The following is a 14766-nucleotide window of genomic DNA, read 5'->3' on the forward strand; positions in this document are numbered from 1 at the left end:
GCGGTGGCCAGCCTCAACAGGTCGCTCATGGTTAGAAGTAGCCCTCCCGCTTGCGGTCCTCCATCGCGGCCTCCGACAACCGGTCGTCGGCCCGGGTCGCGCCGCGCTCGGTCAACCGCGACGCGGCCACCTCCGCGATGACCGCCTCGATGTCCGCCGCGTCCGACTCCACCGCACCCGTGCACGACCCGTCCCCGACCGTCCGGTACCGCACGGTCTTGGTCACCAGCTGCTCGCCTTCGCGCGGGCCGCCCCAGGGGCCTTCGGTCAACCACATCCCGTCGCGCAGGAAGACCTTGCGCTCGTGGGCGTAGTAGATCGACGGCAGTTCGACCTTCTCGCGCTCGATGTAGCGCCAGACGTCCAGCTCGGTCCAGTTGGAGAGCGGGAAGACGCGGACGTGCTCGCCCGGCTTGTGTCTCCCGTTGTAGAGGTTCCACAGCTCCGGGCGCTGCCGGCGCGGCTCCCACTGGCCGAAGGCGTTGCGCAGGCTGAAGATGCGCTCCTTCGCGCGGGCGCGCTCCTCGTCACGGCGTCCGCCGCCGAACACGGCGTCGAACCTGTGAGTGGTGATCGCGTCCAGCAGGGGCACGGTCTGCAAGGGGTTCCGGGTGCCGTCCGGGCGCTCGGAAAGCCTTCCGTCGTCGATGTAGTCCTGGACGCTCGCGACTTCCAGGCGCAGGCCGTAGCGGTCCACCATGCGGTCGCGGAAGTCGATGACCTCGTCGAAGTTGTGGCCGGTGTCCACGTGCAGCAGCGGGAACGGCACCGGGGCGGGCCAGAACGCCTTCACCGCCAGGTGCAGCAGCAGCGTCGAGTCCTTGCCGCCGGAGAACAGGATCACCGGCCGGTCGAACTCGCCCGCGACCTCGCGGAAGACGTGGATCGCCTCCGATTCGAGACGGTCGGCGGCTTTCATCGCGCGGTGCCGTCGAGCAGGGCGACCATGCGGTCCACGCAGGTGTCGACGGTCAACTCATCCGTACGGAGGTGCAACTCCGGCTGGATGGGCGTCTCGTACGGGTCGTCGAAACCGGTCAAGCCGGTGATCTCACCCTTTTTTGCACGCGCATACAAGCCCTTCACGTCGCGTGTCGCACACACCTCCGGGGTCGCGTCGACAAATACTTCGAGATACCGCAGACCGTGCTCCTCGTGATCCTTTCGAACGGCCTCCCGGGCGGCCCGGTAAGGCGCGATCACGGGCGTGATCACAATGGCCCCGTGACCGGCCAGCAGGCGCGCCACCAGGCCCGTGCGGCGGACGTTCTCGGCCCGGTCGTCCTTGCTGAAGCCCAGCTCGGGGAAGAGTTGGCGGCGCACGACGTCCCCGTCCAGCACCTCCACCGGCCGCGTGCCCGCCAACCGCGCGGCCAGCGCCCGGGCCAGCGTCGACTTACCGGAGCTGGGCAGTCCGGTCAACCAGATCGTCGCGCCCACAAAGTCCCCCTTCGTATTCCCGAAGCACAGCCGGAAAACCTGCCGAGAACATCGGCCGCAAAGCGCAGGCAGTGGTCTCGGTAAACGGCGACCCGAGGCTAGAGCAGCCTGTCAAGGGGTGTCCACCTGCTGGGCACGTCACCCTTTCGGCGGTAGAGGATGATCGGATCCCGATGCTCTGATGGGCGCGGCGCCTGGGGGCCCCGAATCCATTCATAAACCGCCGCGAACAACGCTGTCGCGACGGCGCGAAAGCACGCCCTGCCCATTTGCAGCACCCATAAACTTGGGGGAACGCCACATGAGCCTGTTGCACGCCGACGCCACGCACGCGTCGTCGCCGCTGTTCTCCACCACGCTGTCGCTGCCGGACTGCGACGCCACCGGCTGGGTGGTGGTCGACAGCATGGTGGACGGCCTGGCCATGGGCGGCACGCGGATGACCCGGACCGTGGACGCCGTGGAGCTGGCCGCCCTCGCCCGCGCCATGACGCACAAGTTGGCGCTGGTAGACCTGCCCATCGGCGGCGCGAAGGCGGGCATCCGCCCCAACGGCCCGGTGCGCGACCGTGAACACCTGATGCGCACGTTCGGCCGGGTGACCCGCCCGCTGCTGCACGGCGGCGTGTACCTGGGCTGCGACCAGGGCACGACCCACCCCGACCGGGACATGTTCTTCGCCGCCGCCGGCTACGACATCGCCACCCGCCCCGGCGCGACCCGCCTGGACGTGGACTGGGCGGAGTTCTGGCGGTCGATGGTGGACATCACCGGCTTCGGCGTCGCCACGGCGGCGTTGGGCGCGATCCGCGCGTCCGGCGCTCGCACGCCGCAACGCGTTGTGCTGCAAGGGTTCGGCACGGTCGGGCGCGGGGTGGCGCAGCACCTGGCCGCGCACGGTCACCAGATCGTCGCGGTGGCCGACGTCCTCGGGACGGTGGAGGACCCGGCCGGGCTGCCGGTGGACAAGCTGATCGAGTGCACCAGCACCGACGGCACGATCGACCGGTCGGGCCTGCCGACGTCGGTGCGCGTGCACGACGGCGACCGGGCGTGGCTGAAGGTCGACTCGGACGTGCTGGTGCTGGCGGCGGGCGCGGACGCGATCGACGAGTCGGTGGTGTCGTCGGTGCGGGCGAAGATCGTCGTCGAGGGCGGCAACATGAGCTGCACCAAGCCCGCGCGCCGGATGCTCGGCGAGGCGGGGCTGACCGTGCTGCCGGACGTGGTGGTGAACGTCGGCGGCGCGGCGGTCACGGGGTGCATCATCGCGGGCGTCGCGCCGAACGGGTTGAACGTGCCGCAGATGTCGGCGTGGTTGCGCGACTGGATCGCGGGCAAGATCAACAAGAACTGCGAGCTGATCGCGGAGCTGAGCGCGTCGGGCAGCGCCGAGCCGGTGGCCGAACTGCTGGCCCAGCGGAACATCGCGTGGTGACCTGGGACCGCCCGGAGGTCCTGGTCGCGCACTCCAAGATGTGGCCGGAGCTGGTGCCCCGGATCGCGGCGGAGATCGAGGTGCGCCAGTCCGACACGATCGCCGACCTCGACCCGGCTGCCCGCGCCGGCGTCGAGGTCCTGGTCGGCTACCAGTTCCCGCCGGGCTGCCTGGACCTGCTGCCCAACCTGCGCTGGCTGCACCTGACCGGCACCGGCACGGACCACCTGGCGGCGGCCGGCCTGCGACCGGGCACCCTGGTGACCAACGCGGCCCGCGTCCCGGTCGAGGCCGTCGCCGAGTACGCGGTAGCCGGACTCTTCATGCTGCTGAAAGATTTAGCTCAGTTAACTGAAAATTTCTCCGTGGTGGGCACGGGCGCGAACCACGCCCTCCGAGGCAACGCCGACCCTGGCGAGGTCACAAGCTGGGCCGCAGGGACCACGGGCCAAGCCGGCGGGGACGACACTGCCGGAGAAGCAGGTCTTGCCGCCGGGACCACGGGCCATGCCGGGACTACCGGCCAGGCCGGCGACACGGCTGCGAACGGAAGCCGAGCCGCCGGGACCACGAGCGAGACCGGCGGCGCGGCACCAGGTGGCGGCGCGGCGCGGGCCATCGGCGCTCGGCCCGCCTGGTACACGGGACGCGCGGTGATGCTGGATGGCGCGACCGTGTTGGTGCTCGGTGGTGGGCGGATCGGGCGGGCCGTGGTGCGCCGACTCTCCGCGCTGGGGGCGCGGTGCATCGCTGTGACGCGGAGTGGGCGCACGCCTGTGCCGTTGGCGGTCAAGACGGTGGGTGTGAGCCAAGTGCTCGATGTCGCCGCTGAAGTCGATCATGTCGTGGGGTGTTTGCCGGCCACCGATCAGCCACTCGTGGACAAAGCGGTGTTGGCGGCGTTGCCGACCCACGCAGCGTTCGTCAATGTCGGGCGAGCGTCCACAGTGGATGAAGAAGCGCTGTACGAAGCACTGCGGTCACAGCAAATCAGGGGTGCGTTCCTGGACGTCCACCACGTCGAACCGCTGCCCGACGACGACCCCGCCTGGACCGTCCCCAACCTCGTCATCTCCCCCCACCGCGCCTTCGCCTTCCCCGGCGAACCCGCCGAAGTCGCCCGCACCTTCCTGGACAACCTCGCCGACCTGCGCGCCGGGCGAACGCCCCGTGACGCCGTCAACCTGGGAGAGGAACAGTGACCCTGCGTCCGGAGCCGATGTTCGACGTCGGCGAGGAGGAGTTCCGCGCTTCCGTGCTCGCCGAAGGGCGGCTGCGGGAGGAGGACGTGCCGGTCGTCCTCGGGTCGTTGGAGCGCAGTCGGCAGGTCATCGCCGACGTCGCCAAAGCGCACAACGACCTCAAGCCCGCGCCGATCGACGCGCCCGTGGTCGTCATCGGCATGTTGCGCACCGGGACGACCCTCCTGCACAACCTGCTCTCCCTGCACCCCTCCCTCCACGGCCCGAGGCTGTGGGAGCTGTCCGACCCGGTGGCGGCGGCCGGCGACCCGGAGACGTACCCGGCCGTGCGGCAGGCGGCGCAGGCTTACGTGGACGACTACAACCGCAAGGCCCCCGACCTGGCGAGCATCCACTACCTGCACGCCGACCGGCCGGACGAGTGCCTGCGGCTGGTGGTGAACACGTTCCACAGCATGGTGCTGGAGATGCGCTACCGGGTCCCGTCCTTCGGCGAGTGGCTGCACCGCCAGGACCTGACCGTCCCCTACCAGTGGCACCGGCACCAGCTCGAAGTCCTCATGAGCCGGCGTCTCGACCAGGACGGCGAGCCGCTCACCCCGGTCCTGAAGTGCCCGTTCCACACGTGGTACCTGCCGGAGCTGGTCGCGGCCTACCCGAACGCCCGGTTCGTGCACCTGCACCGCGACCCGGCCGAGGCGATCTCGTCCACCGCCAGCCTGTGCCGCGCGGTGCGCGGGGCGCGCAGTGACGACCTCGACCTGCCGGAGATCGGGGCGTTCTGGCGGCAGCGGATCGTGCCGTTGACGGAGAAGCTCGCCGACGCCCGCGACGACCTCGTGAACGACCAGCCCGTCCTGGACCTGCGGTACCGCGAACTGGTCGCCGACACCAAGGGCACCCTCCACCGGGTCACCGACTTCCTCGGGCTGCCCCACAGCTCCGAGTTCGTCGCGAACGTCGAGAACTACCTCGCCGCCAACGGCCAGCGCAGCAAGGGCGTGCACCGCTACACCACCGACGAGTTCGGCCTGGACGCGGACGACCTGCGCGCCGCCACCTCCGCCTACCGCACGCGCTTCGGCGTCTAGACAGGGAGTCTGCGACATGTCGAGTGAGAACGAGACCCGGGCGCGCGCCCTGGTCGACGCGCACAACCAGACGGTGACCGGTTCGGCGGTGCCGGTCGGCATCCTCACCCCGTTGAGCCTGCCGGGCGACCCGACCGCCGGCGAACTCGTGGTGCGGGGCGCGGTGCTGGGGGCGCGGTTCGTGGCCGAGCACCCCGGTGACTTCTCCATGCGCCAGATCCGGTTGTTCCTGGAGAACGACCAGCGCACCGCCGACGTCGAGCACATGTCCCGCTCGGCGGCGGGCGGGCTGGCCAAGCTGGTGATGCTGGACCAGGTCAGCGCGGTGGTCGGCCAGTGGCACCTGCGGACCAGCCCGGTGGTGGCGGACCTGGCGGAGAAGTTCGGCGTGCCGACGTTCATCGAGAACGGCCACAACACCATCACCGAGGGCCGCCGGAACCTGTTCCGCACCTACTTCTCCATCGCCGACCGCGCGCCGCTGATGGCGAGCTTCGCGGCGGCGCAGGGGTTCAAGCGGGTCGCGGTGGTCGCGGCGGACACCGTGTTCGGGCAGATGCTGGCCGACACGATCTGCGAGGCGCTGGCCGAGGCGATCCCGGAACTGGAGCTGTTCCGCGAGGACTTCGCGCAAGACGGCGTGCAGGACCTGAAGGAACAACTCCAGCGGGCCACCGACTTCGGGCCGGACCTGCTCGTCAACGCGGGTGTGGTGCGCACCAACTACATGATCATCGAGGCGGGCGCGGAGACCGGGCTGCTGCCGAAGGTGCCGATGATGGTGTGCTTCCCGTTCCCGATGCGGTCGGCGGACTACTGGGGCTTCGCCGGGCAGGCGGGCGCGGGCGTGGTGTGGCCCGCGACGCGGTTCAGCCCGGAGTGGCCCGGCCTGACCTGGACCGGCCGCTGGTTCGTGGACGCCTACTACGCCGAGTTCGGCAGCTACCCGCCGGACAACGCGCTCAACGCGTTCACCGACGTGGTGGTGATCGGGCAGGCGGCGGCGCTGGCCGGCGCGCACGACCGCGACGCGCTGCGGCTGGCGCTGGAGACCGGCAGCTTCCGCACGTGGCGCGGCCCGGTGCGGTTCACCCACGACCACCACCAGCCGCCGGAGATCGTGCTGATGCACTACCAGGAGGTCGGCGACGCGGCCGACAAGGCGGTCGTGGTGTGGCCGGCCGACCAGGCGACCGGCGAGTTCAAGCACCCCTCGGTGAAGCGCTGATGGTCGTGGACGTGCTGTGCCGGTGGCTCGCGGGCCTCGGCGCGGATGAGGTGTGCACCGTGCCCGGCGAGGCTTTCCTGCCGCTGCTGGCACGCGCCCGCGCGCATGGCCTGCACACGGTGACCACGCGGCACGAGGGCGGGGCCGGGTTCATGGCGGTCGCGTCGGCGCGGCTGACCGGCAAGCCCGGCGTGGTGGCGGTGAACCGGTCCCCCGGCTCGACCAACGTGTCCATCGCGGTGGACGCGGCGGCGGCCGACCCGACGCCGCTGGTGGTGCTGGTGGGCGACATCCCCACCGGCGCGGACCGGCGCACCGCGTTCCAGGGCGCGGACCTGGCGGGCATGTTCGGCGCGCTGGCCACGACGTTCACCCTGACCGTGGACGGGTTGGGCGAGCAGTTGGCCAAGGCGGCGGAGGTGCTGGCCGGTCCGGTGCCGCAGCCGGTGGTGCTGCTGGTGCCCGAGGACCTGTGGACCGCCGAGGCGGAGGTGGAGGTGCCGCCGCCGGCGCCCGCGCTGGCCGAGCCGGACCTGGGCGAACTGCTGCCGGTGCTGACCGACGCGCGGCGGCCGGTGCTGCTGGCGGGCCGGCTGCTGCGCGACCGGCACACCGACCCGACCGCGAACGACCTGCTGTCGGTGCTGGCGCAGAAGGCCGGGCTGCCGGTGCTGGTCGGCAACAAGCAACAGGACCTGCTGGACAACCTGCACCCGAACTACGCGGGCCACCTGCACCTGGGCACGCCCAAGGCCGTGCGCGAGCGTTTGGCGCGGGCGGACGTCGTGGTGCTGCTGGGCGAGTTCGCCGACGAGGTCCACATGTCCGGCTGGACCGGGCCGCGCGTGCACGTGGTGGACCGGCAGGCGCCGCGGGACGTGCTGAAGGCCCTGGCCGACGCCGACTGGCCCGCGCCGGAGCCGGAGCGGTCGGCGTGGGTGCGCGGCTGGCACGAGCTGGCCGAGGACCTGGCCGCGCCGAACCCGAAGCCGTTCGAGGACGGCATCGACTTCACCCACGTGGCCGCCGCGCTGGACGCGGACCTGCCCGACGACGCGGTGATCACCTTCGACGCGGGCAACTTCTCCAGCTGGATCCACCGCTACGTCCACGCCGGGCCCAAGCGGCTGATGCTGGCGCTGGGCAACGGGGCGATGGGGTTCGGCGTGCCGGCGGCGGTCGCGGCGGCGCACCGGCACCCGCAGCGGACCGTGGTGGCCGTGGTCGGCGACGGCGGCCTGCTGATGACCGGCGACGAGCTGGCCACCGGGCGGGCGCAGGGCCGGTGCCCGATCGTCGTGGTCGCCGACAACGGCGGTTACGGCACCATCGACCAGCACGCCCGCCGCCAGTTCCCCGGCACCTACTGCGGCACCAGCCTGCACACCCCGAACCTGGTCACGTGGGCGGAGGCGTTCGGCATGCCCGGCGAGACCGTGCGCAGCCCGCGCGAGGTGCCCGGCGCGGTGCGGCGGGCGCTGGCGGCCGGACCCGGTGGCTACCTGCTGCACGTGCGCACCAGCCTGCGCGCGGGGCACGCGAACAAGGAGTAGAACGCGATGGAACTACGGGTTGGGGTCGAGGACCTGGCGGCCCTGGTCGGCGCGGAGCACGTGCTCACCGGGGACGTGCCCGCCCGCTACACCCAGGACCTGTGGGGCAGCGACCGGGTCGGGCACGCGTCCGTCGTGGTCAAGCCCGGCACGGCGGCGGAAGTGGCGGCGGTGTTGAAGCTGTGCGACGACCACGACCAGCCGGTGGTGGTGCAGGGCGGGATGACCGGCCTGGTCAGCGGCGCGGTGCCGGGGCCGGAGGAGGTCGTGCTGTCCACCGAGCGGCTGACCGCCGTGTCCCCGGTGGACCTGGCGGGGCGGACCGTCACCGCCGGCGCGGGCGCGACCCTCGCGGACGTGCAGGACCTGGTGGCGCGGCACGGGTTGCTGCTGCCCATCGACCTGGCTTCCAAGGGCAGCGCCACCATCGGCGGGTGCGTGGCGACCAACGCGGGCGGCGTGAACGTGGTCGGGTTCGGCATGACCCGCCAGCACGTGCGGTCGCTGGAGGTCGCGCTGGTCGACGGGCGGGTGCTCACCCTGTCCACCCCGCTGGTCAAGGACAACGCGGGCATGGACCTCAAGCAGCTGTTCATCGGCAGCGAGGGCCTGTTGGGCGTGGTCACCTCCGCCACGCTGGGCCTGAAACCGGGTTCGTTGACCCGAACCGGCGCGTTCTGCGCGGTGGCCGACGTGGACGCGGCGCTGACGCTGCTCAACACGTTGCAGCGCAAGCTGCCCGGCGCGGTGACGGCGTTCGAGGTGATGTGGGAGGACGCCTACCGCACCATCGAACCGTCGGGCATCCGGCTGCCGCTGCCGTTCGGGCACCCGCTGTACGTGCTGGTGGAGTGCCGGGGCGCGGACCCCGACGGGGACGCCGAGCGGCTGGCGTCGGCCGTGGAGGGCTGCGCGGACGTGCTGCTGGACGCGGCCGTGGCGACCAACGCCAAGGAGCTGGAGGCGTTCTGGGCGGCGCGGGAGCGCATACCGGCGGAGATCCTGCGCATGCAACCGCTGTTCGGGTTCGACGTGAGCGTGCCGGCGGGGTCGTTGGAGAAGTGCCTGGACGACATGCGGGCCGAGTTGCGGCTGTCGTGGCCCGCGGTGAAGCTGCTGGTGTTCGGCCACCTCGGTGACGACAACGTGCACATCGCGGTCATCACGGGCGAAACGACCCGGGAGCGGAAACCCGAAGTCGAACACATTGTGTATCGTCTCGTCACCGAAAGTGGTGGTTCGATTTCGGCTGAGCACGGCGTGGGGTTCGAGAAGCGTTCCTACCTGGGGTACACGAGGTCCGCGGAGGAGATCGCCCTGATGGGGCGGCTCAAACAGCTCTTCGACCCCCGCGGGGTGCTCAACCGAGATCGCATGATCCCGTGGGGTGAACGAGGCACATGGCAGAACGAGGCGTCAGCCAGTCGGCAGGGTTAACCAGGCGGCAGGCGATCCCGCTGGCGATCGGGTCGGTGGCGGGGTCGGGGATCCTGTTCCTCCCCTCCGCCGTCTACGCCGAGGCGGGCGGGAACAGCCTGTTGGTGTGGCTGTTGTCCACGGTGGTGTGCCTGCCCATGTTGTTGATGTTCGAGGACATGGTGCGCGCCAACCCCGACGGCGACGGGATCGAGGCGTTCATCCGGGACGGCCTGGGGGGCGTGTTCGGGCGGTGCGTGCCGCTGATGTTCCTGGCGCTGGTCGTGGTCGGCCTGCCGTCGGGGGCGATGGTGGCCGGGCGGTACGTGGCGCAGGCGTTGGGCTCGGGCGCGGTGGTGGCGGTGGTCGCCGCCGCGGCCGTGCTGGTGGCGGCGGTGGCGTCGAACCTCGCCGGGGTGAAGACCTCGGCGCGGGTGCAGAACGCGGGCACCTGGGCGTTGGTGGCGATGGCGGCGGTGCTGATCGTCGCGGCGATCCCGGACGTGTCGTCGGGGTTGCCCGCGGTCACGCCGGACATGTCGTCGCTGGGCGTGCTGCTGCCCGGGGTGGTGCTGGCGTTCTGGGCGTTCGCGGGGTTCGAGAACCTGACGTTCCTGTCCAAGGAGTTCCGCGACCCGCGCAAGGACTTCCTGCCGGTGTCGGCCGCCGCGCTGGGCGTCTACGGGGTCTTCACGATCCTGTTGACGGTGGCGATCGCCGTGCGCATCCCGCGCTCGGAGGTCGACGAGGTGACCGGGCTGTTGCAGTTGGCGCGGACCATCGAGCCCCGGTCGCTGGTGGTGCTGGCGGTGACGGTGATCGCGTTCGGCGCGATGGTGCTCAACGCGGTGGCGTGGGTGTGGGGCGTGTCGCGGCTGGTGCAGGGCGCCGGTGAGTCCGGGATCCTGCCGCGGTCGCTGGCCGTGACCACGTCGTCGGGGGTGCCCCGGCGGGCGATCGCCCTGCTGTCCGGGCTGTTCCTCCTCGTCGGCGCGGTGCTGACGATCTGGCCCGGGGTGGTGGTGGACGCGGTGGCGACCGCTTCGGCGATCTTCATCGTGCTGTACCTGCTGTCGATCGTGTCCTACGCGCGGGTGCGCGGGTTGACCGTGCGGTCGGTGCTGAACCTGGCGCTGCTGCTGGTGCTGGCCGCGAGCCTGGTGCAGTCGGGGTGGCGGTCGCTGTACGCGGTGGTGGTGCTGGCGGTCGCGTTGACCGTGCAGGTGGTGCGGAGCCGGAGGGGTTCCCGGACGGAGAGGTAGGTGTACGGCCGTGGAGTCGGTGTTCGTGCGCATCCCGGCGCTGGCCGCCCGGCACGGCGCGATCAACCTGGCGCAGGGCGTCTTCGACCACGGCCCGCCCGCCGAGCTGTTGGCGGCGTTGGCCGCCGTGTCGGCGGATCCCGGCGTGCACCAGTACATGCCGAGCGCGGGGGTGCCCGCGTTGCGGGAGGCGGTGGCGTCGGGGTCCTCGCCGGAGACCGAGGTGACGGTCACGGCCGGGGCGACGGAAGCGTTGCACTGCACCATGGCGGCGTTGTTGTCGGCGGGCGACGAGGCGCTGGTGGTGGAGCCCGCCTACGAGCAGTACGCGCCCGCGATCGTCGCGGCCGGCGGGGTGCCGGTGCCGGTGCGGTTGACGTCGTTGGACGGTTCTTTCGCGTCGCTGCTGGCGGGGGCGGTCACCGCGCGGACCCGGGTCGTGGTGGTGAACAGCCCGTGGAACCCGTTGGGGCGGGTGTTGACCGATGACGAGTGGGACGCGTTGGCGGAACTGGCTTCCTCGCGCGGGATCGTCGTGGTGTCGGATGAGACCTACGAGCACCTGGTGACGTCGCGTCCGCGCGGGGTGTTGGACGTGGTGACCGATCCCGAGCTGCGGGTGAAGATCTCGTCGGTGTCGAAGTCGTTGGCCGCCACCGGGTGGCGCGTCGGGTGGGCGATCGCGGGGCCGGGGTTGACGCGCCGCATCCGGGCGGTGCACCAGTACGTGACGTTCTGTCCGGCCGTGCCGTTGCAGGTGGCGGCGGCTTCGGTGCTGGGTTCGTCCTCTGTGGACGGTGTGACGGGGGCGGTGGCGGCCGGGCTGCACGAGCGGGCCGGGTGGTTCGCGGACGCGCTGAACGGGATCGGGATCGCGACCAAGCCGGCGGCGTCGCCGTTCTACCTGGTGGCCGACGTCGGCGAGGCGGCGTCGGACTGGTGCGACCGGATGGTGCTCGACGGCGGCGTGGCGGCCCTGCCGCTGTCGGTGTTCTACTCCGCGCCGGTGCCGGAGGTGGACCGGGTGGTGCGGTTCGCGGTCTGCAAGCGCCGGGAGACCCTGGAGGAAGCCGCGACCCGCCTGGCGGCACGCCACCAGCCGACTTCCTGAGCCGGTTCCTCACCGGATCGAGGGATCTCCGTCACTCACACGAGTGATTGCCGGTGATCGACTCGGACAGGTTCCGCCCCTCCCCCGCGTTTCGGGTGCCCCCGTGCGGCTACCCGATCTTCGTACCCGGCGGAGGAGGGGCGATGACGACGGCGACTCGGGGCGTTCGGCGTCCGGTGCGGACGGCGGCCCTGGTGGTGGGTGTGGTGTTCCTGGTCGTGGGGGTGCTGGGGTTCGTGCCGGGGGTGCGGCAGGGGGACCTCGCGTTCGCCGGGCCGCACACCGGGGCGTTGCTGTTCGGCGTGTTCGCCGTGTCCGTGCTGCACAACCTGGTGCACCTGCTGTTCGGCGTGCTGGGCGTGGTGGCGTCGCGGTGGGCGGGCGCGGCGCGGACGTTCCTGGTCGCGGGCGGGTTCGTCTACCTGCTGCTGTGGGTGTGGGGGTCGGTCGTGCACGAGGGCGGGCCGCTGCCGGTCAACCCCGCCGACAACTGGCTGCACTTCGCGCTGGGCGCGGGCATGGTGCTGCTCGGTGTCGCGACCACGGCGTTCGAGCGCCGGCGCGGCCAGTACCCCGGTCGTGAGCAGCAAGGGGTGTAGGGCCGGGCGCGCTGGGTAGGCCCTGGGGTGTGGACGAATGGGAGGAGTGACGACCCATGCCCAACCCAGGCAGCCACGCCTACGACGTCAAGCGGACCCGGTCGCGGGCCGAGTACGAGGACCAGGGGGTGCCCGACGCCGCCGCCGACCAGGCGGCCAACGACGAACTCCGGCGCGCCTACCCGCCCAACGCGGTGGGTGAACGGGCGGCCGGGCCGCGCGGCGGCGGTGGTGGTGTCGAGGACGACGGCGGGCTGCACGCCCGCAGCGCCGCGTTCAGCGGTCACACGCTGATGCCGGCGCGGTTCTCCCTCGACGGCGACAACACGTCCCCGCCGGTTCAGTGGGACGAGGTCCCGCCGGGCACCCGCGAGGTGGCCCTGGTGTGCGAGGACCCGGACGCGCCCGGTGGCACGTTCACGCACTGGGTGGTCACCGGCATCCCCGCCGACGTGAACTCCATCGCCGAGGGGTCGCTGCCCCCGGGCGCCGTGGAGGGGCGCAACGGGTTCGGCGAGCGCGGGTGGGGCGGGCCGCGGCCCCCGGTCGGCGACGAGCCGCACCGGTACTTCTTCCGCGTGTACGCCGTGGACCGGCCGCTGGACCTCGGTCCGGAGCCGACGGCGGAGGACGTCCACGCGGCGGTGCGCGGTCACGTGCTCGCCAAGGGGACCCTGGTCGGCCTCTTCGGCCGATGAACCACTTCACGACGTTGGGAGCTTTCCCATGACCAAGAAGGACGACGGCGGCATCCGGACCGGCAAGGAGTCGTCGAAGAGCTTGAAGTACGCGCAGGAGGTGAAGTCGACCTCCGACCGGCCCGAGCGCCCCGGCCGGTCGCTCGCGACGACCAGCCACGACGTGATCAAGCAGTGGGCCGAGCGGCGCGACGCCAAACCCGCCACCGTGGAGGGCACCGAGCACGGTGACCACCTGGGCGTGCTGCGGCTGGACTTCCCCGGCTATGGCGGCGCGTCGCTCAAGCACGTGAGCTGGGACGAGTGGTTCGACACGTTCGACCAGCGCGGGCTGAACTTCATCTACCAGGAGGAGACGTCCGACGGGAAGCCGAGCAACTTCTTCCAGTTGGAGAACCCGAACCGCGAAGACGCCTGACCCCGCGGCCTTTTCGGCGGGTGGTCCCCGATCGGGACCACCCGCCGTCGTCGTGCTCAGGCGGCAGCGGCGGGGTCCATCCAGAAGACCTCCCACTGGTGGCCGTCCAGGTCGGTGAAGCCGCGGCCGTACATGAAGCCGTGGTCCTGGGTCTCCCCGTCCCGGCCGCCGGCGGCGACGGCCTTGTCCACCAGGGCGTCCACCTCGTCGCGGCGGTCGACGCCGAGGGCGAGGACGGCTTCGGCGGTGGTGGCGGTGTCGGCGACCTCGCGCTTGCTGGTGGCCTTGAAGAACTCGTGGCTGATCAGCATCGCGTAGACGTCGTCGCCGAAGACGATGCAGGTCGAGTCCTCGCTGGTGAACTTCGGGTTGTGTCGGAAGCCCAGGGCCTCGAAGAACGCGATCGACTTGGCCTGGTCGGCGATCGGCAGGTTCACGAAGATCTTGACGGACATCGGTGCCACCCCCATCGGTACCACGGGACACTGGCGTGTCCTCGGGAAACTTGTGTGTCCGGCGGACACTGGGTGTACGGTAGACACAGATCGACAACGGGCGCAAGTCCCGCTTTCGGAAAGTTGGTGGCGGAGTTGGCCGAGCACGTGGACCTGCTGTGGGAGCCGCGCGGGAGGGGCGCCCGGCCGCAACGCCAGGCGCTCACGGTGGACCGCATCGCCGACGCCGCGATCGAGGTCGCCGACGCCGAGGGCATGGCGGCGGTGTCGATGCAGCACGTCGCGGCGCGCCTGGACGTCACCAAGATGGCGCTGTACCGGCACGTGACGAGCAAGGCGGAGCTGGTGGCGGTGATGATCGAGTCGGCGGTGGGCGAGCCGCCGGACCTGGGCAGCGTGCCCGGCGGCTGGCGGCCGAGGCTGGTGCGCTGGGCGGACCTGATGCGCGAGACGTGGCGCCGCCACCCGTGGCTCCCGGCCGCGACCACCGGCGAACGCCCCACCGGCCCGCGCGAGGTGGGCTGGACCGAGTCGGCCGTGGCGGCCCTGGCGGACACCCCGCTGTCCGGCGGGGAGCGGATGGACGCGGTCTTCCTGATCAGCGGCCACATCCGCAACACCCAGTCGTCCGCGACGGCCGGCACCCAACCGTGGACGACGGACAAGTCCCTGCGCGAGGTCCTGCACCGCCACCGCGGCCGCTTCCCGGCCCTGTTCGAAGCCGCGACCTCCCCTGGCACGACGCCGAACGACAACGGTTGGACCTTCGGCCTGACCCGCATCCTCGACGGCCTGGCCACGCTGATCGACTCCCGCGACCAGCCACCCAGCGACGACGCCTGACCGCTCGGACGG

Annotated in this window: 15 protein-coding genes; 12 read left to right on the plus strand and 3 right to left on the minus strand. The window is 71.6% G+C overall.

Annotation, left to right across the window (positions count from 1 at the left end):
• Positions 1-31 precede the first annotated feature (31 nt).
• Both cysD and cysC read right to left on the minus strand, forming a co-directional pair.
• The gene (gene cysD, locus ABD126_RS16120; protein ID WP_343934651.1) at positions 32-919 is read right to left on the minus strand and encodes a sulfate adenylyltransferase subunit CysD; all 888 of its coding nucleotides are present in this window, start codon (positions 917-919) and stop codon (positions 32-34) included.
• Entirely contained in the window at positions 916-1440 is a 525-nt protein-coding gene (cysC, locus tag ABD126_RS16125) for an adenylyl-sulfate kinase (protein WP_343934652.1), read from the minus strand. Before cysC ends, cysD begins: the two co-directional genes overlap by 4 nt.
• Positions 1441-1741: 301 nt before the next feature.
• Here cysC and ABD126_RS16130 point away from each other — a divergent pair, with 301 nt between their 5' ends.
• From ABD126_RS16130 to ABD126_RS16180, 11 genes are all read left to right on the plus strand, one after another.
• Entirely contained in the window at positions 1742-2878 is a 1137-nt protein-coding gene (locus ABD126_RS16130) for a Glu/Leu/Phe/Val dehydrogenase dimerization domain-containing protein (RefSeq protein WP_343934653.1), read from the plus strand.
• A 53-nt stretch (positions 2879-2931) separates the two neighbouring features.
• The gene (locus tag ABD126_RS16135; protein ID WP_425542830.1) at positions 2932-4080 is read left to right on the plus strand and encodes an NAD(P)-dependent oxidoreductase; all 1149 of its coding nucleotides are present in this window, start codon (positions 2932-2934) and stop codon (positions 4078-4080) included.
• Positions 4077-5171 carry a sulfotransferase family protein gene (locus ABD126_RS16140; protein ID WP_343934655.1) on the plus strand — a complete coding sequence of 365 codons (1095 nt, stop codon included), beginning with the start codon at positions 4077-4079 and terminating at the stop codon, positions 5169-5171. Before ABD126_RS16135 ends, ABD126_RS16140 begins: the two co-directional genes overlap by 4 nt.
• A gap of 16 nt (positions 5172-5187) precedes the next feature.
• Positions 5188-6399, plus strand: a complete 1212-nt coding sequence (locus ABD126_RS16145; protein WP_343934656.1) for an ABC transporter substrate-binding protein — start codon at positions 5188-5190, stop codon at positions 6397-6399.
• Positions 6399-7952 carry a thiamine pyrophosphate-dependent enzyme gene (locus ABD126_RS16150; protein ID WP_343934657.1) on the plus strand — a complete coding sequence of 518 codons (1554 nt, stop codon included), beginning with the start codon at positions 6399-6401 and terminating at the stop codon, positions 7950-7952. The genes ABD126_RS16145 and ABD126_RS16150 overlap by 1 nt, the downstream gene beginning before the upstream one ends.
• A gap of 6 nt (positions 7953-7958) precedes the next feature.
• A complete protein-coding gene (locus ABD126_RS16155) occupies positions 7959-9389 on the plus strand; it encodes an FAD-binding oxidoreductase (protein ID WP_343934658.1) in 1431 nt (476 codons plus the stop codon).
• Positions 9353-10630, plus strand: coding sequence for an APC family permease (locus tag ABD126_RS16160; RefSeq protein WP_343934659.1), 1278 nt, complete (start codon positions 9353-9355; stop codon positions 10628-10630). Before ABD126_RS16155 ends, ABD126_RS16160 begins: the two co-directional genes overlap by 37 nt.
• Before the next feature lie 10 nt (positions 10631-10640).
• Entirely contained in the window at positions 10641-11741 is a 1101-nt protein-coding gene (locus ABD126_RS16165) for a pyridoxal phosphate-dependent aminotransferase (protein WP_343934660.1), read from the plus strand.
• A 143-nt stretch (positions 11742-11884) separates the two neighbouring features.
• A complete protein-coding gene (locus ABD126_RS16170; RefSeq protein WP_343934661.1) occupies positions 11885-12340 on the plus strand; it encodes a DUF4383 domain-containing protein in 456 nt (151 codons plus the stop codon).
• A 194-nt stretch (positions 12341-12534) separates the two neighbouring features.
• The gene (locus tag ABD126_RS16175) at positions 12535-13038 is read left to right on the plus strand and encodes a YbhB/YbcL family Raf kinase inhibitor-like protein (protein ID WP_425542839.1); all 504 of its coding nucleotides are present in this window, start codon (positions 12535-12537) and stop codon (positions 13036-13038) included.
• A 28-nt stretch (positions 13039-13066) separates the two neighbouring features.
• Positions 13067-13456 carry a hypothetical protein gene (locus ABD126_RS16180; protein ID WP_343934663.1) on the plus strand — a complete coding sequence of 130 codons (390 nt, stop codon included), beginning with the start codon at positions 13067-13069 and terminating at the stop codon, positions 13454-13456.
• Positions 13457-13512: 56 nt separating this feature from the next.
• Here the strand turns inward: ABD126_RS16180 and ABD126_RS16185 are convergent, their stop codons facing one another.
• Complete coding sequence (locus ABD126_RS16185; RefSeq protein WP_343934664.1) at positions 13513-13911, minus strand: VOC family protein; 399 nt, start codon at positions 13909-13911, stop codon at positions 13513-13515.
• Between the two features lie 126 nt (positions 13912-14037).
• Here ABD126_RS16185 and ABD126_RS16190 point away from each other — a divergent pair, with 126 nt between their 5' ends.
• Positions 14038-14754 carry a TetR/AcrR family transcriptional regulator gene (locus ABD126_RS16190; RefSeq protein WP_343934665.1) on the plus strand — a complete coding sequence of 239 codons (717 nt, stop codon included), beginning with the start codon at positions 14038-14040 and terminating at the stop codon, positions 14752-14754.
• Positions 14755-14766 lie beyond the last annotated feature (12 nt).

Source organism: Saccharothrix mutabilis subsp. mutabilis, from assembly GCF_039521145.1.
GTDB classification, from domain to species: domain Bacteria; phylum Actinomycetota; class Actinomycetes; order Mycobacteriales; family Pseudonocardiaceae; genus Actinosynnema; species Actinosynnema mutabilis.

Bases quoted from the DNA above. Each gene is read 5' to 3' on its own strand.
- cysD (WP_343934651.1), bottom strand. From the start codon at position 919: ATGAAAGCCGCCGACCGTCTCGAATCGGAGGCGATCCACGTCTTCCGC.
- ABD126_RS16130 (WP_343934653.1), top strand. From the start codon at position 1,742: ATGAGCCTGTTGCACGCCGACGCCACGCACGCGTCGTCGCCGCTGTTC.
- ABD126_RS16145 (WP_343934656.1), top strand. From the start codon at position 5,188: ATGTCGAGTGAGAACGAGACCCGGGCGCGCGCCCTGGTCGACGCGCAC.
- ABD126_RS16150 (WP_343934657.1), top strand. From the start codon at position 6,399: ATGGTCGTGGACGTGCTGTGCCGGTGGCTCGCGGGCCTCGGCGCGGAT.
- ABD126_RS16155 (WP_343934658.1), top strand. From the start codon at position 7,959: ATGGAACTACGGGTTGGGGTCGAGGACCTGGCGGCCCTGGTCGGCGCG.
- ABD126_RS16160 (WP_343934659.1), top strand. From the start codon at position 9,353: ATGGCAGAACGAGGCGTCAGCCAGTCGGCAGGGTTAACCAGGCGGCAG.
- ABD126_RS16170 (WP_343934661.1), top strand. From the start codon at position 11,885: ATGACGACGGCGACTCGGGGCGTTCGGCGTCCGGTGCGGACGGCGGCC.
- ABD126_RS16180 (WP_343934663.1), top strand. From the start codon at position 13,067: ATGACCAAGAAGGACGACGGCGGCATCCGGACCGGCAAGGAGTCGTCG.
- ABD126_RS16185 (WP_343934664.1), bottom strand. From the start codon at position 13,911: ATGTCCGTCAAGATCTTCGTGAACCTGCCGATCGCCGACCAGGCCAAG.